The sequence below is a fragment of the Vibrio jasicida 090810c genome (assembly GCF_002887615.1).
Classification (GTDB): domain Bacteria; phylum Pseudomonadota; class Gammaproteobacteria; order Enterobacterales; family Vibrionaceae; genus Vibrio; species Vibrio jasicida.
Map to the genome: position 1 here is coordinate 47,706 of NZ_CP025792.1, position 19,198 is coordinate 66,903.

The window sequence follows — 19,198 nt, forward strand, 5'->3', positions numbered from 1 at the left end:
TTTCCTGACAGTTGTGAATTGGGATATTTTAAGTGCGTCTTGAAGTCTTTTGTGAAGATAGACTCGGTTTAACCCGAGAATTGCTCGATATTTTAGCGTCTAAAAGCATCGACTTACGTGGTATCGAAATTGATATCAGTGGCATCATCTACCTGAACTGCCCAGATATCGATTTTGATACTTTCAGTGAGTTGATGGCCGAAATCCGCCGTATTCCGGGGGTTAAAGACGTACGTAAAATCCAATTTATGCCAATGGAGCGCCACAATACGGAGCTGCTTTCATTGGTGGATAACTTACCTGATCCGGTCTTTGCCATCGATCTGAAAGGCGCGGTAGACATGGCAAACATGTCTGCACTTTCTCTGCTTGGGCAACATAAGCAAGATGTGATTGGCACACAAATTGGTATGCTATTGCCAAGTGTGCGCTTTAATCGTTGGACAGAAGGAGTGAATGCCCGTACCAGAGAAAGCCTTGTCATCGATGGTTTGGATTATATCCTTGAGTTGATGCCGGTTTATATCAAAGATGAAGCTCAAAACTCCACGCTCGCCAGTACGCTAATGACCATTCGTTCAAGTCAGCATGGCGTGCAAATCGAAGAGACATTGCCGTTACAAAACCAATTGGGTTTCGAGCATTTTGTCGGTTTATCCAATCGCCACAAAGCATTGATCAATCAAGCAAAGAAACTTTCTGTGCTTGACCAACCGTTGTTAATTGAAGGTGAGACTGGTACTGGTAAGGAAATGCTAGCAAAAGCGTGCCATAGCCGCTCTGGTCGTGCGAACAAACCATTCCTAGTACTTAGCTGTGCTTCTATGCCTGATGATGTAGCAGAGACGGAACTGTTTGGTCATGCCCCAGGTTCATTCAATCATGAACTTGGCCACAAAGGCATATTCGAACAAGCAAACGGTGGTACGGTGTTCCTCGATGAAATCGGTGAAATGAGTTCGCATCTGCAAATTAAACTGTTGCGCTTCTTACAAGACGGTAATTTCCGTCGTGTTGGTGCTGAAGATGAAATGCATGTCGATGTTCGTATTATCGCATCAACAAAACATAACCTTGCCGAGTTAGCCGAGGCAGGGCAGTTCCGCGAAGATTTATACTATCGTCTCAATGTACTCACCTTGAATATTCCTCCTCTGCGCAAGCGTTCAAACGACGTCGCTCCGCTGCTGGATTTATTCGTCACGAAACACGCGCAACAATTGGGCATTGATAAGCCAGAATTTGATGATGAATTGGTTGATGCGTTAGCGAACTATCAATGGCCTGGTAATATGCGTCAGCTAGATAACATGGTGCTTCGCGCGTTGACGGAAATGGAGGGTAGCTTGTTAAAAGCGGATAACTTCAATCTACCGCAACCTCAAGCAATGGGCGGTGGCTCAGCAACGTTGAACTTAGATGGTTCGTTGGACGAAATTATGCGAGATTACGAATCGCAAATCTTAGAGCGTTTGTATCAGTCTTTCCCTTCAAGTCGTAAGCTTGCGAAGCGATTGAATGTTTCGCATACCTCGATTGCGAACAAACTGCGAGATTATGGTATTCGAAAAGCCTAAGGCGATCGCAAAATTGTGGTTTCAGCAAAAGCTGGAGTACTAGCAAGAACTTATCTGGAATCAAATGGAAGTTGTCAATAATAATGGAAGATAAAAGCTCCTCAATCGCCGTTCACAAGTTGGACGGCGACTTGCTTCTACGCACTGCAGATATTGGTGATGCCGATATGATCGCAGCGTATTTTCAAGCGAACAGAGAATATTTAAAACCCTATGAACCTAAACGCGAGGAAGCTTTCTATTCGGTTAATGGCTGGCTGCAAAAGCTGATCAAGTTGAAAGAGCTTCACCGTATGGGCTTAGGCTACTATTGTCTGCTTGTTCATGTCGATTCTGGTAAAATGCTCGGAACACTTTCTTTCAGCAACCTGACTCGCTTTCCTTTTCATGCATGTAACGTGGGTTACTCGCTCGCAGAAGAGGCTCAAGGAAACGGCTATATGCGCCGCGCGTTGAAAATGGCATGCGATTATATGTTTGATGTGCAAAAAATGCATCGCATTCAAGCGGGTTACATGCCGCACAACACACGCAGCGAAGCGGTGCTACAGCATGTAGGCTTTGAGAAAGAAGGCTATGCAAAGGAATATTTGTTGATCAATGGTGAGTGGCAAGATCACGTGCTGACGTCCTTGACCAACCCGAATTGGAAGGCAGAGGCTTGATAAATGGAAAGACTGGAAAAGCAATTAGCGTTATTGATTGAACTCGATCAACTGAAAAGCGTGCTGCGTAGAACCCGTGTTAAAAGTGCTGAGGGGCGCTTAGAAAATAGTGGTGAACATAGTTGGCATGTTGCTTTAATGGCTGTGTTGATGCAAGAGCACGCGAATGCACCTGTCGATATTGGTCGAGTGATGAAAATGCTGCTTATCCATGATGTGGTAGAGATCGACGCGGGCGACACCTTTGTTTATGATGTTGCTGCCTCAAAAGAGCAAGAAGAAAAAGAATTGAAAGCCGCAGAGCGATTGTTTGGCATGCTGCCAAGTGACCAAAGTAGCGAATTACTTGCTTTGTGGAATGAGTTTGAAGCCGCACAAACTGACGATGCCAAATATGCTAAAGCGCTGGATCGCCTTATTCCTATGCTACTGAACTATCATAATGATGGTCAAAGCTGGATAGAAAATGGGGTAACGCGAGAACAAGCGTTAACCGTTAACAAAAGAATTGAACTTGGCTCTGTCACGTTATGGGACAAAGCCAAAGAACTGATTGAAGGTGCCACCGAGAAAGGTTGGCTGAAGTCGTAAAAAAGGAGACTGAATGTCTTATTTGCCTTTGGACGAATACCAAAGAAAATGGATTTTTACTCACCAGTCGATGCCTGTGCCAGAAGAAGACCTCGCTTTTATCAAGCCGATGAGTCAGGCACGTGCAGCGCAGTTTTGGAAAGAGAACGTCAGTGCACAAAGTCCTGATATGGATCGCTTGAGCTCGTCTGATTGGCCAATGAAAGAGCAGAACTGGTCACAAGAGGTTGATTGGATGGCTGCATGGGAAGACGACGAACAAGGGCTTCCTGAAGAAGTGATTACTTTTATTGATTGGCAAGACGACGTCACGGTTTATTTTTGCTACGAGAAGTACAACGTGATTGAAACCAAATGGTCGATTTTTAAAAAGTACTGGAAGAACTTTTTGTTCTACGATGATGGTCCAATGTTACTTGGACGGCGTCGTTCTGAAGCGCTGTGGTTTGACTCGAAAGGTAATGTCAAACTGGGTGAGCGCAGCTAAACACAAATCTAATTATGAAGCCACCAGTACGGTGGCTTTCGTTTTTCTATAAGTTTGATAACGGACTCAACACTCCACCCGCGCCGCGCTCAATGACGTGTGTGTAGATCTGGGTTGTTTTCACATCTGTGTGTCCGAGTTGTTCTTGAACCGTTCGAATATCAGCGCCTGACTCTAACAAATGAGTCGCAAAACTATGGCGTAAAGTATGGCAAGTAACGGCCTTCTCGATACTTGCATCTTTGGCTGAACGCTTTACTGCTCGTTGGATAGCACTTTCATTGATGTGATGACGCCTTAATTCCCCAGTATCTTTGTCTGGGCTTAATTTTGTTGATGGAAATAGAAAGTGCCAGTTGAAATCTAGCTCCGCATCAGGGTATTTTCTTCTCAGCCCATCTGAAATATACACACCAGCATAGCCCGCAACATGACGATCTTTTTGATAGTAGTCACGAGCTAAGTTCATTTGTGCTTTTAAGGGGGCGTGGAGCTCCTTTGCGAGTGTGACGGTTCGGTTTTTGCCCCCTTTTCCTTGCCAAACACGAATGGCTCCGTAGTCGTAATCGATATCCTGTATTCTTAGCCGTAGACATTCCATGACTCTTAGCCCTGACCCATAGAGTAACTGTATATGTAGTTTGTATTTTGGATCGATATGCTGAACGAAGCGCCTTACTTCAGCTTTCGTTAACACTACTGGCAGTTTCTTTTCTGTCAGAGATTTTTGAAAACGCATATCAAGTGAAAGTGGCATTCTAAAATACTCACGGTACAAGAAAGAGATGGCATTCAGGGCGAGCGCCTGTGTTTTTACGGCAACTTTTTCATCTATCGCTAAATGGCTGAGAAAGCATTCAACATCGTTTTCAGCTAATTTAGACGGATGAGCGAGCTGGTGGAATACGATGAATCGTTTGATCCAAAAGATGTAACTTTCAATGGTTTTCTTCGCATAGTGACGAGCGATCATATGTTCTTTTATGCTAAGTAAAAACTGACTTTTCATAACTAAATTTACATGGGTATTTACACAGTTCGATAAACTTAGCGTCTCACATCTAATTAGGCTTCACCATGCCGTCTAATTGCGTGGTTGAGCACACAGATTCATACTGATTTTCTATTTGTTTCATAAAGATAAGTGCTAGCATGCAGTTATCTTTTGGAATGAAAGAAGGCGATAGTGTGCCTGAAAGGCAGCATATAGCCGTATAGAAAGCGTTAGAAGTAGAAGAGGAATTATGACAATATCAGTAGGTGAATGGCTGTTAAATATACATAGGCAAATCAACAAATCAGTATTGATAAAAAAAGGTAGGCATTGGAGAGAGGATGGGATATCAGAACGAATCCTTGAGGATTTGGTTGGTCTATTTCCCTCTGTAGACGTTGCGACTCCTTTTGGTGTCCAGAAAATTGCTTGGGATGCATTTAAGTTATCAGGCACACCAGAGTATAGAGCTGGCGACATTGCTGTACTCGTAAAGTTTAGCTTCGCAAATGGAAACGAGAAGGAAGGGGTAGCATTTCTTGAGGCAAAGAGAACCTACCCGAAAAGTGGAGAATTTGATCAATTAAAAATAGAACAATTAGAGGAGCATCTGTCGTTTACTCATGCGCACAGAACTCTACTGTATGACTATCAATCAACAGAAGGTCATTATCATAATTTAGAACTTCAGTATTATTGTGCGGCATGCCACGACGAACACTTCAGTGAAAATTACGCGTCAACTCTTTCGACAGAGCAAGCTATCTCACTTGAAGATAAATCTAGGGATTTGTTGAATTACTCATTACCATTGTCTTATATCCTTACCACAAGATACCTAAAAGGTTTTGAACTAGATTATAGTCCGAATGCTGTGAAAATGGCAAAAGGTTTCTTGGATGAAAATGAAAGGGGTGGGGTTAATTTCTTGCTAGTAGCACATGTTTCTTTTGACATGGATTTAGAGCCAGATCCGAAAAAAATACTCATAAACGACAATTGCTACCGAAGAATTGAACCAAAGCCGCGTAACAATGACCTCGATTCCGGGTACCACTTCTAACAATCTGTTTAAGAGTGATTCGCAACGCGTGGCATTTTTGCTATGCGTTGTGTTTAGTGATTAAGGTGGTATGCGGTAGCTTCAGTATTACGTTGCTCACACCTTAACAGGGCGTTAGGCTTTTCAGGAAGGTTATATGGGTGTTCCCAAATTTGAGGGTTACTTTCCTTCGATTGAAGATATGGATAGCGATCAACGAGATTTCTATCGAAAGGTTGAAATATCTCTTTCAGCTGGTGACTACATAGATGTCGAAGGCAACATCGGATATGTATTTGTATATCTCTATAATTTAGTAGGAAAGTGGGACAGTGAGGGTTTTGAACAATTATCGGAATTCCTGACTCGCCTATCTGAGTTATACAAACATGAAAGCAAGTTGTCAGATTATTGTTTGTTCTGGGCGCATGATTGTTTGCTGGGGTTGGAACGTTACGAAGAGTATTTGAATATCACGGAGCCTAAGCAAGCATTTGGCACAAGTACTCACCATTCGAATCTCAGGTTAAATATATCTAGTTTTCTAGGTGAAGAACCTAACCACATTGATGTGCTTCTGATGGCGGGAGGTCGGAAAACTAAGTTCATTGAAAACAATGAAGCTCTATACCGAACTAAGGTTAAAGATGTTTTCGAAGACTATAGTACTAAACATGGTGGGTGGTTTGCGTTATTTCAGTCTTGGGGTGCTTCAGGTGGTGGCTACGAACATACACTTTTTAGTGGTGCCCCGTTGTGGGAAAAGCCATCTTTATCATTCAAGCTAAAAGCTTTCTATTCAGCATATGACAAGCTTTCTGTCATTAAACAGCTTTCAAAAGACGCAGAAAACTTAGCTCGTGAAGAAATGGGTGTGCCAAAAATTGGTGAGGGCTGGGTATCAGAAACACAGTTGTTTAAAAAATTACAGCATGAATTCAGTTCTTCCTTAGTAATTCAGCATGGGCAGCCGACTTGGCTTGGTCGGCAACATTATGATATTTGGTTTCCTCACTGGAAAGTTGCAGTCGAGTATCATGGAAAACAACACTTTGAGCCCGTCGAATTCTTCGGTGGGGAGGAAGCTTTCCGAAAAACGGTTGAGCGTGATAAACGTAAAATTAGCCTTTCAAAAAGGCACGGGGTCAAGTTGTTCGTAGTTACTGAAGACGATGATATATCAGAATTGATTCACAAAATTCGTATACACATGTCCTCGAGGAAAGTTGGTGCTCCAAAAGCCTAACAAAGCATTTAAGAGTGATTCGCAACGCTTGGCAGTTTCGCTTCGCTCAAGTATAGCCAAGCGCCGCTCACACCTTAATGCGGCGTTAGGTGCTTGAAGGAAAAGGTAAGTATGGAAATTGCTTTTCAGCAGATAAACATTGATGATTTCGAATTGTGCGTTGCTGCAAGAAAAGATGCATACTTTTGTAGTTTTGGGCATTACGATGGTTTCGACGACTTCATCAGTGGTTATCGTGAACGAGTATTAGACCGGTTAGCAAGATCAGGATGGTTCTATATCCATATATTTGTGGATGGTCAGTTTGCAGGGCAGTTAGAGTTTCGTAGCTTTTCACCCGAGCCGGAGACTGGCTATGTGCATCTCATTTACTTAAAGCCAAATTTTCGTGGTTCAGGGCTCGCTGCAAAATTGCAGGGTTATATTGTAAGCACGTTGAGTACAGCGGGTTGTTTGCGTGCAGTACTTTCAGTAAGCCGAACTAACCATCGAGCTCTCACATTCTATAAGCGCCATGGTTGGGAGTTCGTGCGCAAGAATCCCAAGCACGATGAAACAGACTTTTACCAACTTTGGCTCCGCACCTAACAAACTGTTCAAGAGGGATTCGCAACGCGTGGCATTTTTACTATGCGTTAGTTTTAGTGGTTAAGGTGGTATGCGGCGGCTTCGGTATTGCGTTGCTCACCCCTTAACAGGGCGTTAGCATTATTGAGGATTTATGGAAAATTTAGTCGTATACAGTACAGACGAAGTGGCGTATCAAGCCTTCGAAGTTTCTGAATCCGAAATTACATTGGCTTTAGGTTATAGAGATCTTTTGGTCAAAGCCCTAGATATAGAAATTATCTATGATCAAATCATTGAAGCTTACTGGGACTATAAAAACAAAGTGAACTATTGGAACTTGAGGTCTGTGTCATCACCGTTCGCAGACTATGTTTTTAATCACGAAGTTCGTAGTTCATTGAATCGGCAAGCTTTTAATTTGTTTAATCTAAGTAAGCTATATCTAGACTGGCACTACAATGAAGACAAGAAGCGCTGCTTTGCATTTGAGTTAACAAAGGAGGATGGAGCGAAGCAACAAGTCATCGATCATCGTAGTGAAATCTATGATACAAATCTGAATTATGTTGTTGGTTGTAAACTTCGTGGTCACAGCCAGCATAGCGCGTTACCAGTTAGAACCTTCACGACAGGTGTGCGTTACGATCACGATACTTCAAATCAGACTGCTCATTTTAATATCTATTATTATTACGAAGATTTGGCAAAAGCTGGTGTACCTAAAGAAATGTTATCCAAAGATATTAAACTTGATCTTACAGATATAATTGACGGCTTTGTATACGCTATATCTCAGAAGCATATGTTAAATCGTAGATTAACAGAGGTGGTTGTTGGTAAGGCGAGGGCCTCATTCACGTCAATGTGGCAAAACTATGCGACTGAAGCGGTTTTGAAAACTATCGATGTGAAGTGAATACGCAAAAGAACAAAAGAGTTGGTTCATCTCTTGAGTGGTTTGACGTTTTTGATTACTTAAAAGAGAAGCACAGAAATTCTATCAATTACTCAAATATAACGTTTGAAAAATAATGCTAACAAATTGTTCAAGAGGGATTCGCAACGCGTGGCATTTTCACTATGCGTTGGTTTTAGTGTTTAAGGTGGTTTGCGGCGGCTTCTGTATTGCGTTGCTCACCCCTTAACAAGGCGTTATAATTTTTGAGGAAGTCATGATAAAAATAACAGATGAATTAAATTCCGTTTTAGAGGAATTGGATAGTGGAAAAGCTATAGATCCTGAGGCTCCAATGTCATCTTTAGCAAATTGGACGGAAAAATTTTCAGAAGCATTTAAGCTTGAGGATGACTTCATCGAACAGGCTGAGCCAATATTAGCTGAAATGTTTTCTTCCCTCGAAGCACTAATGACCGTATTTATTAGTAGTTTTGAGCAAGTCACAAGCACTACCCAAGAGAAATACAAGGATAATGAAGAGTTTTCATCATTATTAAAGTTAATCGAGAGTGTTGATTCTGCGCAAGCCGATATGGGTTTAAAACTTATTGAAAATAGTGGTGTTTTAGAGGCTCAAGATAGCGTGCTTGAAAGCTCTAGTCTCGCATCACAATTAGTCGACATCGAGGGAGAAAAGCTGGCAAAAAAATTAATTACAATTGCTCCTACGTTAATTGAAGATTGTTATAAGCGTTATTTATCATTTTTAGTATCTTGCAAATACGTGCTTGATGGTTCATCCAAATCGCCAGCAGATAAACTGGGAGTGATGCAACAACAAGCAGCTAGTTTACAAAATGATTATCCTCTGTTAATACACCCAAATATTGCTTGGATAAGAAACTCACTAGCGCATAAAAATTGGAAGTATGATGTAAAAATTAACAAAGTAACGCTAGTTGATAACAAAGGTAAAGACCATGTATTTTCGCCAGAAGAGTTAGTGGTTGAGGTTTTAAAGCCATTTAATCTATCGAGTCAAATTTTTATGGACGTAGCTCATTTCTACAAAAGTAAAAAGATGCTTGGTGCTCTAAAAAAATTATAACAGACAATTTAAGAGTGATTCAGCACGCTTGGCATTTTTGGTTAGGGTTGAGTTCAGTGATTACGGTGGTCAAATTGAGTGTCGTGGTCGCGTGCTTCACACCTTAATTGGGCGTTAGTTCTCTAATTGAGCTCTCACTTTCAGGTCGATGTTCTGTAATTTTTCGTTAACTTTCTATAAGCTCTCGAGTTCATATTAAAATTGGAGAGTCGTATGACAAATGTAGTCACAGCGACAAACGAGCAAATCTTAGGGTTGCTCAATTTGCACTTAAAAAATCATCCTGAATTTATAACGGGCATGTCTTTCGATGAGGTGTCTTTTGATTCGGGTAGAATGGAAGTTCGAGCACACTTTTTCTTTGATGAAGATGGTCAACCTACCAGTGAAACAGTTATTGCTCAAAGAGTTTACAATGAAGTAATGGGTGACTTTCAACCTTAACCTGAATATTTGAAGTATGTTTTATCAACGACTCTAATATTTTTGGTGTACTTTAGATAACTAACAAAGCATTTAAGAGTGATTCCCAACGCTTGGCATTTTTGATGTCATCGTTGGGTTTTGTGTTTACGGTGGTATGGTTAGGTTTTGTGGTAGCGTTGCTCACACCTTAATGCGGCGTTAGGCTTAAAGGAAGCATATGGAAAATTCATTAGAAAAATTATTAGTTTTTGCGTGCCTAGAATTAGAAGGTAGTACTAAGAATGTTGTTGTAGATGCATTCGACGAGACTATGCAGTTTTTTCTAAAAGACAAACAGATCTTTGAGAAACTACCGAGAATCGTGGTTAAAACAGCTGAATCATTAAAAGAACAGGAAGATTTAGCTGGGTCGAAAGTAGGGTTGGCTAAGGATTTGGCTACTAGTGGTGGTACAAATACAAAGGAGCACATTGAATACTTTGATGATGATGCACTTCTTATATATGACGGAATTGCAGCCTCGGCATTTGGAAGAATGAGCTATATTTATCGCTCAAAAGGGACCCGGTTTTATCTTTTTGAAACTGGCGAATTCAGCATTTTAACCCCGTATAGCTACATAGATCACGACGGCTTTCAGTTGGAAAATGGTATTTGGGAAAATTATGGTCCGGATTTTTCGACTATGTCAGTTCAGGATGTTAGAGATATAATTCATTATACATCAGAAGACTTTAATACGCGCGATCCCAATCAATTTGTTTGTGGTGAGCTCATTAAAATGCTTTGCTCTGTAAAAGAGAAGTTTACTAAAGATTTTTATTTAGAGTACCTTTTGACACCACCGGATGTGGATAAGCTATCTGAATTTTCCAAAATGATAAGAACAGAGCTTTGGGATATATGCCTTTCCCAAGAGTTTTCTGATAATTGGGGTAAGGAATTTCAGCATGCTTCAATGAACATTCTTTCTTCTCTAGAGATTCCGCTATCTTCTGGACAGCTTGTTAACTATGTAAAATCAACCGCTGGGAATGACGTAACGCTCGAGGACATCATGAGCAAGCTACAAGAAATTCAAGAAAACGTTGTAAAAATAAACGAAAGTGATTCCGTTGATCTATTGGAAATGAAGCCAAATTTTTTTGGTGTTGGTGTTAATTTTAATGAAGTATATAAGCGAGCGAAAGGCGCACTAAAAAAAGCCTAACAAACTGTTCAAGAGTGATTCGCAACGCGTGGCATTTTCACTATGCGTTGATTTAAGTGTTTAAGGTGGTATGCAGCGGCTTTAGTATTGCGTTGCTCACACCTTAACAGGGCGTTAGTACGGGTTTGACATCGAAGGTCATAAGTTTTGATGTTTATCTGTTTTGGCGCTCGTGTTTACACCTTTCAGTTAGTGCCTTTCACGTTCTTTCCGGTGGCACTATATGAGGAGTGTTCGCTTTGATTTCACTGTCTACGGTTTCTAACTCTTACCCTATTTCTTTGGCGCTTCTTCTATTTCGTGGTTTTTACTAAGTCAGAATTGTCTTTCTTTGGTGTTGCCGTCGAAGTACGAGGATCGAATCCTTTTCTAATTTGAAGCAAGTGAAAGTAGGTGAGTTCATTGCGTTTTTCTTCTAGCCAACTTTCGTTTCTTAACCGAGTTTAAGTTTTGTAGCTGCCCGTCTCACTTCAGTGTTCAAATCCTTTCATATTATGCCACTTTTCAATATCTTGGAGCGCATAAATAGGAGTAGTGCATGTACTAACAAATTGCTTAAGAGTGATTCGTAACGCGTGGCATTTTTACTTTGCGGTGGCTTATGTGATTAAGGCGCTGTACGGTAGCTTTTATATTGCGTTACTCACACCTTAGCAAGGCGTTATGTGTTTTGAAGGAATTGTAACAAAAGTGAAAATCTCAATATCTTCTGAGGAATTTGTAAATGAGTTCTCTGAGCTCAAACGTCAGCTAGTTGAAGGCTATTTTTCGAATGATTCAGAAATATCTCGCCTAAATACGTTGGAAGACGCTGGTATCGATGCGAAGCAGTTAGATGTAATAAAAGGCGTTGTGGATGAGTCTTTGACGGATGCTCTGTATACAATTCTACTTGGTTTAGAGGGTAGCGCAGCTATCGGTAAGCATCAGATTTGCTACAAATTACAAGATGAATTAGGCACTGAGTTAACAGGTGAGTTTGAAGAGTTAGCTTTCGAGGCACTGCAAGAAAAACACACATAACAAACTGTTCAAGAGGGATTCGCAACGCGTGGCATTTTTACTATGCGTTGGTTTTAGTGTTTAAGGTGGTCTGCGGCGGCTTTTGTATTGCGTTGCTCACCCCTTAGCAGGGCGTTATGTTTGTTATCGTTGGTAATAGCAAAAATGCAATATGATATACAATAGGGAATTTAATAGTATGAAAGTTGTGGCTAAACATAATAACTGGCTTTTATATAGTGATGGGGGAAATTACATTCCAAATTCAAGGTGTGATTATGGCATTGGAGAGGAAACTGCTACTTTTTTATTAAAGGTTGATGAAGTTTCTCGTTATTTAAAATTTGGAGAGGAAGTAATTCACGAACTTTCGGATTCGGCGCGTAGTTCATCAGGAAAGCATTATTATGAGAAGCAGCGTCCTATTAGCGATGAGCTAATGAAAGAATACTATAAAGCAACGAGTGAATATATTCATAAGTATATCCGATAAAATGGGTAATGATATTTTCAATTTTTAAACGTTGGTGATGCAAACATAACAAACTGTTCAAGAGGGATTCGCAACGCGTGGCATTTTCACTATGCGTTGGTTTTAGTGTTTAAGGTGGTATGCGGCGGCTTTGGTATTGCGTTACTCACCCCTTAACAGGGCGTTAGGTGCTCAAAGCAACCTGTAATAGCTTTTACTATCAGTTACATTTAATTGAGATTCCGATCAATCTATTGAAAAGTCACTGATTTTTTCCATGTCCACACCTTGAGTGTTGTTTTATTGCCTCCATATATTCCATGTTGAAATCAAATAAGCACTACATATAGTGTTTGTTTCGACAATTTGTTAATGAATAAGGAGTCTCTATGACACGAAAAACAACACACGTAGTTCCTCATCCTGGCGGCTGGGCAGTTAAGAGCGGCGGTGCTACTAAAGCTCATCGAGTAACAAAAACACAAGCTGAAGCGGAGAAGATTGCTCGTCGAGTCAGTATAAACAAAAAAGGTGAAATGTTAGTCCATGGGAAAAATGGACAAATCAGAAAGGCAAGTAGTCATGGTAACGATCCTTGTCCACCAAAGGACAGAGCGTAAAAAGGCTTTGAAAGCGGCAACTTTCAAAGCCCTATAAGGATCAATTGGACGGGACGGCAATCCCAATTGTAGACAACTACCCACTGATCATTGCGAATACTAAACAACTTTTATAACTTCCAAAAGTGTGTATTCGTACAGTGGGTTACTAAACGGTGACATTCAATGCAAAGATACTTAAATCGTGGTGGCAATTCTAATGTTCATTCTTTTGAACTAGCTGCAGATTCAATTACGGTCAGGTTTAACGATGGAGCCTACTATTTATACACAAACGCCAGTACCGGAGTTGCGCATGTAGAAAAAATGAAGCAACTAGCGTTAGCTGGTCAAGGTTTGAATAGCTATATCGGTAAAGTAGTGAAAAGTAATTTCGCGCGTAAGTGGCGATGAGCACCTAACAATCTGTTTAAGAGTGATTCGCAACGCTTGGCATTTTTGCTATGCGTTGCGTTTTGTGTTTAAGGTGGTATGCGGGAGCATCGGTATTGCGTTGCTCACACCTTAACAGGGCGTTATGTAAATCGAACAAAAGGAGGGGTTTGAAATTGTATAAAATCATTATATCAGGAGTATTTTACTTAGTTTGTTCTTTAAGTGTTCAGGCTATGGAGCCTGAAGAATTGTTGACAAAAATAAGCCATTTTAATTTTGACTCAACAAAAAACAGGTTTGTTTCCGACAACGTAAACAACCTAAATCGCGACCTGACATTTAAAGAGTTAATAACACTCGTAGAGTATTTTGATTTTGATTCTTCCAAAGTGAAAGCAGTTAAAACATTGCGAGGTCACCACGAAGAATATTCTGATTTAGAATTATCAGAGTTGATGGAAGTTATCAACTTTGATTCAACCAAAGAAAAAATGCTAAAAGTACTTGATGCAGAGGCGGTAGAATTCTCGGAAACTACAAGCTCCAAGAGTTCTTCAACTTCAGTTACATCGACAAAGAGTACAACTCTTACTATTAGGTGTGATGGATTCGATTGTGAAACAGAATACGTAAGTAAATAGTTTTAACGCTACCACAAAAATTTACATAACAAAGCGTTTAAGACGGATTCCCAACGCTTGGCATTTTCGGTTTGATTCGGCTTTAGTGTTTACGGCACAATGGTTTAGGTAAGGTGGTAGCGTTGCTCACCACTTAACGCAGCGTTATGCGTTTTATCGACTAGAGGATTATCGTGTTTGAGAAATTAACTGTTGTCATTTTAGGCGGTTTGGTCGGTTTTCTTTTAACTATCCTCAAAGAGTCTGTTGCTGCGAAAAAGTCAAAAGCGGCAGAAACGTACTATCTTGCAATTATTGTCACGAGTAGTATCGAGCAGTTTATAGTTGGTTGCCGTGAGGTCGTCACTGATAATGGCACCGAAGATCAGAATGGATACACTTACTATCATTCGCAAACCCCAAGTTTTACTCCGTTAGAACTTGAGGTTGATTGGAAAATACTGCCTCAAGATTTACTCTACGATTTGTTAAACCTACCTCAAATGGTTCACGAAGCTAACTCATATATTTCAGCTGTAAGTGATTACACTGCTACACCTCCTGATTTTGCGGAATTTTATGAGGCGAGAGCAATGAAATATGCTGCTTTAGGTTTATTAGCCATTCAAATGTCTGAGAAACTTAGAGACCTAGGTGGCTTGCCGAAGCGTAAAGTAGAAGAGTGGGGTGATCGTCAGACATTCTTGCTGGCTCTTCATGAGAGCGAAGAAAGAGAAATTATGCGAAAAGAGTTCCAGCAGAAAATGCTAGATTCTTTGAAGCCTCAGGCACACGCATAACAAACTGTTTAAGAGTGATTCGCAACGCGTGGCATTTTTACTATGCGTTGGTTTTAGTGTTTAAGGTGGTATGCGGGAGCTTCGGTATTGCGTTGCTCACACCTTAACAGGGCGTTAAATGACGAGGAGTAAATTTGAAGTTTCTACGACCAAAGTATTTAGGTATTTTCCTATTTGTAGTGTTTATCGGTATGTGGTTGTTCAAGGCTTATCAATGGTTAACACTACCATTGCTTGGATCGTTCTTTCTGATGATGATAGCAATCTTGGAATCTAAACAAGAACGAGTCATGAAAGGTACATCCCTTATTTTATTTGGTATTTTCTTTGGGATATTTCTTCCTGAAGCCTTAATTCCAAGTAAGGACTTCGCTAAGTCATTACCGCCAGATATGGTCGGAAACATGGAAATATTTAAGAATCTTGCTGTGTTTTCATGTTCTGGCGCAGGCGGTAGCATCATTGCTGGTCATGCAGAACGATTCTTAGCTAATGTTGAAAAGGTAGAGTATCAGAAAGTTAGTGCAGTCGATCATTCTGGTGATATACGGGCATTACACATAGAAATAATGAAACTAAAACGATACTTCCTGTATTTTTCTGGTGTTGTGGTGTTTTTGTTGATATCGCTACTGTTTGCAATCGTCATTTAACAAAGCGTTTAAGACAGATTCCCAACGCATGGCATTTTTCATTCCATCGTTGGGTTTTGTGTTTAGGGTGGTATGGTTAAGTATTGTGGTAGCGTTGCTCACTACTTAACGCGGCGTTAGTCGCCAGAAAAAGCTAGCAATCAAAATCATGTTTCTAAGCTTAGAATTTGTCGAATGATCGTTTGATACGCAGATGCGTCGTCGATGGTCATAACTCAGTTTCAACTGTTTCAAGTCCAAAGTTTTGTAACTGTCCTAGCGGTTGTTTTGTTCTTTGGTGCTGACAGTGCAGGGCAATCGAGAGTCTGTTTTGGGTTGCAACTCCACTCGGTGAGTTTGTTGGTACAAAAGCCGATTTACTCGCTGAAATGACGTTTTCTCTGGTGTTGTAAGTTCCACGTGGTTTCAGTGACTTCGTTGCAAGTCCGCACTGTGACATTAGCTTTCCAAAAGCGCCTTTTGGTGTTGTCAGTTCGTTTTCTGCGGTGTGGTTTGTTCCAAGTGGTTTCATTGAGTAGCCGCTTTGAGACTACGCCTGACTTAAGTGCATCAAAGCACATAAAGTTTGTTGTTCGCAAAGTTTAGTTTGGCTTAAAATTGTCGCTCGGTGCCTCGCGACTAACAAACTGTTTAAGAGTGATTCGCAACGCGTGGCATTTTTACTATGCGTTGGTTTTAGTGTTTAAGGTGGTATGCGGCAGCTTCGGTATTGCGTCGCTCACACCTTAACAGGGCGTTAGCAATTTAAATTCGGCTAGGGAGAATATAATTGAAAATCAGAAGCGATTTTGAAGAAGTATCAGGGTTAATCGGCAGACTTATTTCTATCGGAGAAGAGTTCCGAGGAAAGGATAACTGGTGGTCTCACCTGAAACATAAAGAGGATTGGGGAGAGTTAGTTTGGCCTATCAAAGATCATCGTGTTAAGAGTAAAATTGAGCGAGTTTACTCAGATGGTCGAGATATGGAGCTCTTTTTGTCAGAAGAACTAGAATCCATTAATTTTGATATTACAAAATACCCAACTTTAACTGCTGTAGTCCAGCGTTTTGACGGAACGTGGATAGATGAGATTGAAGCCCTAGAACAAACCCTTAATGAAGCAAATGAGGCAAAAGATCAAAATGATCAATCTTCTTGGGCTTTTGACCAAATGGTTGTCACATTTAAAGAGCAAATCGCTCTTGCTAAGGTAGTAAGGCAAACCCTTAACTTACTAAAAAGTACAAATCTATATAAGCTTGAAAACGGTATTCCAGTGGAAAAAGAAATCAGTACACTTCATATTTCTAATGTTTCAAACAGTAATATTTCAGTGCAATCTGAAAATGTAAGTCAACAAGTACATGTGAACGACGCGCTATTTGATGACATTATCAAAGCAATCAAGTCCTCAGAGATTGACAATAAAGAACCGCTAGTTACTGCCGCAGAAGAAATGCGGGAAGGCGCTAAAAGTGGCTCTATTTTAACTGCATATCAGAAATTTATGGGACTAGCTGCTGACCACCTAACAGTTTTAGGTCCATTTTTGCCAGCTCTTGCTGCATTACTATAAATAGCTAACAAAGCGTTTAAGACAGATTCCCAACGCCTGGCATTTTTCATTCCATCGTTGGGTTTTGTGTTTACAGTGATATGGTTAGGTTTCGTGGTGGCGTTGCTCACTACTTAACGCAGCGTTATGCGCTTATTTTCCCCCGCTGGTAGTTGATATAGAATTTTCAGTCCCAATATCCATCTTGATGCGTAAGATGAGGGTGTTTGCATATGTTCGAAAATCTAATAAAAGAAATGGAAAAATTAAACTCAGTTTCAGTTCCGATTGAGACTGATTCAAAAGGTTACGTTGATAAGCAATGTCCGTCCGAATCATGTGAATTTAAGTTCAAAGTAAATGAAGAAGATTGGAAGAACATTTTTAAAGATGAAGCTGTATGGTGTCCATTGTGCAAGCATGAAGCTACTTCTGATCAATGGTTTACTAAAGAGCAGGTGCAACACGCCCATAGCGAAGCCAAGTCGGTAGTTGAAGGCGTTATTCATAATGCAATGAAGAAAGACGCAAGTAAATTTAATAGGCGTCAAAATAATAAAGGTTTTATCTCGATGTCGCTGAAAGTCTCTGGCGGCACAAAAAGAACAATAGCTTTGCCTGCTGAAGCGGCAGAAGAAATGCAGTTGGAAATCCAGTGCGAGTCATGCAAATCTCGGTTTGCTGTTATTGGAAGTGCATATTTCTGTCCTGCTTGCGGTCATAACTCAGTTGAGCAAACTTTTTTTGATTCAATTCGAAAAATAGCCGCAAAGAAAGACAACATAGATGTTATTCGAAGCTCTCTGGTAAATGAAATCGGCAAAGACGAAGCTGAACTAATCTGTAGATCTTTAATTGAGACTTGTATATCTGATGGCGTGGTAGCTTTTCAAAAACTGTGTGAAGGGTTGTATCAACCAAACGGGAAAGCCCCTTTCAATGCCTTCCAACGACTTGAACAATCGAGCGAGCTTTGGAAAGAGGTTCATGGCGAGGGATATGAGGATTGGCTAGGAGAAAGTGGCTTAGCCTTACTCAATGTTCTGTACCAGAAGCGTCACTTACTTGCCCATAGCGAAGGGATAGTAGATGAGAAATATGTTAATAAGTCGGGGGATACTTCTTACAAAGCAGGACAGCGCCTTGTCATTACTATTGCTGATGTAGAACTATTAATTAGTTCGTTAAATACCTTAGCTACCAAATTGTTAGACCGTCGTGTAAGCGCATAACAAACTGTTTAAGAGTGATTCGCAACGCGTGGCATTTTTACCATGCGTTGAGTTTAGTGTTTAAGGTGGTATGCAGCGGCTTCAGTATTGCGTTGCTCACACCTTAACAGGGCGTTATATTTCATGGGGAGTTCCGTACATGTTCATTGAGAATAGAATTCAAGAGTTTGAAAAGGATATTTGTTCTGTACTCGCTAACCTTGCCTTTCACATTCACCCTAAAATCGTCGAAAAAATCCAAGTAAGAAACAGTGATGAGTATTCGTTTTTTGCTGAGCTATTTCGTGATCGCATTGACGTGGGAAATTACTTGTTTGACGGCTCAGCTTGCGTGTTTCCGGGTGTTAGGCGATATGTAAGCGGCCAAGGTAAGAAGAAATCGTATAACTCTGATTACAAAGCCATCATCGATGACAACACTTTCCCAAGACATATTTGGTGTTACCTTGAAAATAACAAAACATACAACGGACCAAACTGGCGAGATTCTGGTTTAGGTCAATTTGAATTGGCGCATATTTTTACCCACAAAGAATCAGAAATTAACTTTGAAAAACAGTTCTTTTCAAATGTTGACGCAAAGCTGCAACCACATGGTGACTTCTCCTGCGCTTGTAATATTACCTTACTGCCCAAAGGTACAGTAAGACCAACAGATAACTCTCAAGCTATCAAAGCTGCATTTTACAAACGGTATTTATCGTTATACGGTGAATCTCCATTAAATGGGCGAGCGGGCTTTGACGATTCATTGGTCCCAAAATGGTATAGCGAACTAAATTGGAATGAGCCACCATTACCTCATCAATGGGAGCAAAAAATTGACAACCTATTGAGCTACAGAACCAAAAGAATTACAGAGATCATGAGCAAATAAAATATAACAAACAATTTAAGAGGGATTCCCAACGATTGGCATTTTTGGTTCTACTTCAACTTTAGTGTTTATGGCACAATGTTTTAGGTTGGGTGGTAGCGTTGCTCACCCCTTAATTGGGCGTTATATTTCCGAGTACCCCACGTTTAGTAGACACTTTACTAAGTTAGATCTAGGGTCTAATTGAGAGGTGATT

At 40.5% G+C, this 19,198-nt stretch carries 23 protein-coding genes; 21 read left to right on the forward strand and 2 right to left on the reverse strand.

Features of this window, described 5'->3' with window-relative positions:
- Window positions 1-32: 32 nt before the first annotated feature.
- The 4 genes from tyrR (at window position 33) to C1S73_RS00215 (ending at window position 3,320) form a co-directional block, all read left to right on the forward strand.
- Window positions 33-1,577: a transcriptional regulator TyrR gene (tyrR, locus tag C1S73_RS00200; protein ID WP_038866464.1), complete on the forward strand. Its 1,545-nt coding sequence runs from the start codon at window positions 33-35 to the stop codon at window positions 1,575-1,577.
- 83 nt (window positions 1,578-1,660) lie between these two features.
- Entirely contained in the window at window positions 1,661-2,242 is a 582-nt protein-coding gene (rimJ, locus tag C1S73_RS00205) for a ribosomal protein S5-alanine N-acetyltransferase (protein WP_038866466.1), read from the forward strand.
- 3 nt (window positions 2,243-2,245) lie between these two features.
- Window positions 2,246-2,833: an HD domain-containing protein gene (locus C1S73_RS00210; protein WP_038866468.1), complete on the forward strand. Its 588-nt coding sequence runs from the start codon at window positions 2,246-2,248 to the stop codon at window positions 2,831-2,833.
- 13 nt (window positions 2,834-2,846) lie between these two features.
- Window positions 2,847-3,320, forward strand: coding sequence for a DUF2947 domain-containing protein (locus tag C1S73_RS00215; protein WP_038866471.1), 474 nt, complete (start codon window positions 2,847-2,849; stop codon window positions 3,318-3,320).
- A gap of 46 nt (window positions 3,321-3,366) precedes the next feature.
- On the opposite strand, the gene C1S73_RS00220 is transcribed toward C1S73_RS00215, so the two are convergent.
- Complete coding sequence (locus C1S73_RS00220; protein ID WP_038866473.1) at window positions 3,367-4,329, reverse strand: integron integrase; 963 nt, start codon at window positions 4,327-4,329, stop codon at window positions 3,367-3,369.
- A gap of 235 nt (window positions 4,330-4,564) precedes the next feature.
- On the opposite strand from C1S73_RS00220, the gene C1S73_RS00225 reads away from it, so the two are divergent.
- The 14 genes from C1S73_RS00225 to C1S73_RS00330 all read left to right on the forward strand — a co-directional run bounded on the left by C1S73_RS00225 (window position 4,565) and on the right by C1S73_RS00330 (window position 15,356).
- Window positions 4,565-5,377, forward strand: a complete 813-nt coding sequence (locus C1S73_RS00225) for a hypothetical protein (protein ID WP_038866475.1) — start codon at window positions 4,565-4,567, stop codon at window positions 5,375-5,377.
- A 136-nt stretch (window positions 5,378-5,513) separates the two neighbouring features.
- The gene (locus tag C1S73_RS00235) at window positions 5,514-6,602 is read left to right on the forward strand and encodes a hypothetical protein (protein WP_038866478.1); all 1,089 of its coding nucleotides are present in this window, start codon (window positions 5,514-5,516) and stop codon (window positions 6,600-6,602) included.
- A 111-nt stretch (window positions 6,603-6,713) separates the two neighbouring features.
- Entirely contained in the window at window positions 6,714-7,190 is a 477-nt protein-coding gene (locus C1S73_RS00240; RefSeq protein ID WP_038866480.1) for a GNAT family N-acetyltransferase, read from the forward strand.
- A 133-nt stretch (window positions 7,191-7,323) separates the two neighbouring features.
- Window positions 7,324-8,088: a hypothetical protein gene (locus C1S73_RS00250; RefSeq protein WP_038866481.1), complete on the forward strand. Its 765-nt coding sequence runs from the start codon at window positions 7,324-7,326 to the stop codon at window positions 8,086-8,088.
- A 256-nt stretch (window positions 8,089-8,344) separates the two neighbouring features.
- Window positions 8,345-9,178 carry a hypothetical protein gene (locus C1S73_RS00260; RefSeq protein ID WP_038866484.1) on the forward strand — a complete coding sequence of 278 codons (834 nt, stop codon included), beginning with the start codon at window positions 8,345-8,347 and terminating at the stop codon, window positions 9,176-9,178.
- Window positions 9,179-9,391: 213 nt separating this feature from the next.
- Window positions 9,392-9,622, forward strand: coding sequence for a DUF2498 family protein (locus C1S73_RS00265; RefSeq protein WP_038866486.1), 231 nt, complete (start codon window positions 9,392-9,394; stop codon window positions 9,620-9,622).
- Window positions 9,623-9,821: 199 nt separating this feature from the next.
- On the forward strand, window positions 9,822-10,814 hold the full coding sequence (locus C1S73_RS00270) for a hypothetical protein (protein ID WP_038866488.1): 993 nt from the start codon (window positions 9,822-9,824) through the stop codon (window positions 10,812-10,814).
- A 690-nt stretch (window positions 10,815-11,504) separates the two neighbouring features.
- Window positions 11,505-11,837 (forward strand): hypothetical protein, encoded by a 333-nt coding sequence (locus tag C1S73_RS00280; protein WP_038866507.1) that lies wholly within the window; start codon window positions 11,505-11,507, stop codon window positions 11,835-11,837.
- A 178-nt stretch (window positions 11,838-12,015) separates the two neighbouring features.
- Window positions 12,016-12,309 (forward strand): hypothetical protein, encoded by a 294-nt coding sequence (locus tag C1S73_RS00290; RefSeq protein ID WP_038866491.1) that lies wholly within the window; start codon window positions 12,016-12,018, stop codon window positions 12,307-12,309.
- 368 nt (window positions 12,310-12,677) lie between these two features.
- Complete coding sequence (locus tag C1S73_RS00300; RefSeq protein WP_038866493.1) at window positions 12,678-12,908, forward strand: DUF2188 domain-containing protein; 231 nt, start codon at window positions 12,678-12,680, stop codon at window positions 12,906-12,908.
- A gap of 165 nt (window positions 12,909-13,073) precedes the next feature.
- The gene (locus tag C1S73_RS00305) at window positions 13,074-13,301 is read left to right on the forward strand and encodes a hypothetical protein (protein ID WP_038866495.1); all 228 of its coding nucleotides are present in this window, start codon (window positions 13,074-13,076) and stop codon (window positions 13,299-13,301) included.
- Window positions 13,302-13,450: 149 nt separating this feature from the next.
- Complete coding sequence (locus C1S73_RS00315) at window positions 13,451-13,924, forward strand: proline and serine-rich protein 1 family protein (protein WP_227740521.1); 474 nt, start codon at window positions 13,451-13,453, stop codon at window positions 13,922-13,924.
- Between the two features lie 173 nt (window positions 13,925-14,097).
- Entirely contained in the window at window positions 14,098-14,703 is a 606-nt protein-coding gene (locus C1S73_RS00320) for a hypothetical protein (RefSeq protein WP_038866500.1), read from the forward strand.
- A gap of 134 nt (window positions 14,704-14,837) precedes the next feature.
- The gene (locus C1S73_RS00330) at window positions 14,838-15,356 is read left to right on the forward strand and encodes a hypothetical protein (RefSeq protein WP_038866502.1); all 519 of its coding nucleotides are present in this window, start codon (window positions 14,838-14,840) and stop codon (window positions 15,354-15,356) included.
- 208 nt (window positions 15,357-15,564) lie between these two features.
- Here C1S73_RS00330 and C1S73_RS28005 read toward each other — a convergent pair whose 3' ends face one another.
- Window positions 15,565-15,867, reverse strand: coding sequence for a hypothetical protein (locus C1S73_RS28005; protein ID WP_038866504.1), 303 nt, complete (start codon window positions 15,865-15,867; stop codon window positions 15,565-15,567).
- Between the two features lie 258 nt (window positions 15,868-16,125).
- Between C1S73_RS28005 and C1S73_RS00350 the strand changes: the two genes are divergently transcribed.
- The 3 genes from C1S73_RS00350 to C1S73_RS00365 all read left to right on the forward strand — a co-directional run bounded on the left by C1S73_RS00350 (window position 16,126) and on the right by C1S73_RS00365 (window position 19,002).
- Complete coding sequence (locus tag C1S73_RS00350; protein ID WP_038874115.1) at window positions 16,126-16,914, forward strand: hypothetical protein; 789 nt, start codon at window positions 16,126-16,128, stop codon at window positions 16,912-16,914.
- Between the two features lie 212 nt (window positions 16,915-17,126).
- Entirely contained in the window at window positions 17,127-18,125 is a 999-nt protein-coding gene (locus C1S73_RS00355; protein WP_038874117.1) for a hypothetical protein, read from the forward strand.
- Window positions 18,126-18,264: 139 nt separating this feature from the next.
- A complete protein-coding gene (locus tag C1S73_RS00365) occupies window positions 18,265-19,002 on the forward strand; it encodes a hypothetical protein (RefSeq protein ID WP_038874119.1) in 738 nt (245 codons plus the stop codon).
- Window positions 19,003-19,198 lie beyond the last annotated feature (196 nt).

Coding starts and splice junctions, on each gene's coding strand:
- rimJ (WP_038866466.1), top strand. CDS start 1,661: ATGGAAGATAAAAGCTCCTCAATCGCCGTTCACAAGTTGGACGGCGAC.
- C1S73_RS00210 (WP_038866468.1), top strand. CDS start 2,246: ATGGAAAGACTGGAAAAGCAATTAGCGTTATTGATTGAACTCGATCAA.
- C1S73_RS00215 (WP_038866471.1), top strand. CDS start 2,847: ATGTCTTATTTGCCTTTGGACGAATACCAAAGAAAATGGATTTTTACT.
- C1S73_RS00220 (WP_038866473.1), bottom strand. CDS start 4,329: ATGAAAAGTCAGTTTTTACTTAGCATAAAAGAACATATGATCGCTCGT.
- C1S73_RS00225 (WP_038866475.1), top strand. CDS start 4,565: ATGACAATATCAGTAGGTGAATGGCTGTTAAATATACATAGGCAAATC.
- C1S73_RS00235 (WP_038866478.1), top strand. CDS start 5,514: ATGGGTGTTCCCAAATTTGAGGGTTACTTTCCTTCGATTGAAGATATG.
- C1S73_RS00240 (WP_038866480.1), top strand. CDS start 6,714: ATGGAAATTGCTTTTCAGCAGATAAACATTGATGATTTCGAATTGTGC.
- C1S73_RS00250 (WP_038866481.1), top strand. CDS start 7,324: ATGGAAAATTTAGTCGTATACAGTACAGACGAAGTGGCGTATCAAGCC.
- C1S73_RS00260 (WP_038866484.1), top strand. CDS start 8,345: ATGATAAAAATAACAGATGAATTAAATTCCGTTTTAGAGGAATTGGAT.
- C1S73_RS00265 (WP_038866486.1), top strand. CDS start 9,392: ATGACAAATGTAGTCACAGCGACAAACGAGCAAATCTTAGGGTTGCTC.
- C1S73_RS00270 (WP_038866488.1), top strand. CDS start 9,822: ATGGAAAATTCATTAGAAAAATTATTAGTTTTTGCGTGCCTAGAATTA.
- C1S73_RS00290 (WP_038866491.1), top strand. CDS start 12,016: ATGAAAGTTGTGGCTAAACATAATAACTGGCTTTTATATAGTGATGGG.
- C1S73_RS00300 (WP_038866493.1), top strand. CDS start 12,678: ATGACACGAAAAACAACACACGTAGTTCCTCATCCTGGCGGCTGGGCA.
- C1S73_RS00305 (WP_038866495.1), top strand. CDS start 13,074: ATGCAAAGATACTTAAATCGTGGTGGCAATTCTAATGTTCATTCTTTT.
- C1S73_RS28005 (WP_038866504.1), bottom strand. CDS start 15,867: ATGAAACCACTTGGAACAAACCACACCGCAGAAAACGAACTGACAACA.
- C1S73_RS00355 (WP_038874117.1), top strand. CDS start 17,127: ATGTTCGAAAATCTAATAAAAGAAATGGAAAAATTAAACTCAGTTTCA.
- C1S73_RS00365 (WP_038874119.1), top strand. CDS start 18,265: ATGTTCATTGAGAATAGAATTCAAGAGTTTGAAAAGGATATTTGTTCT.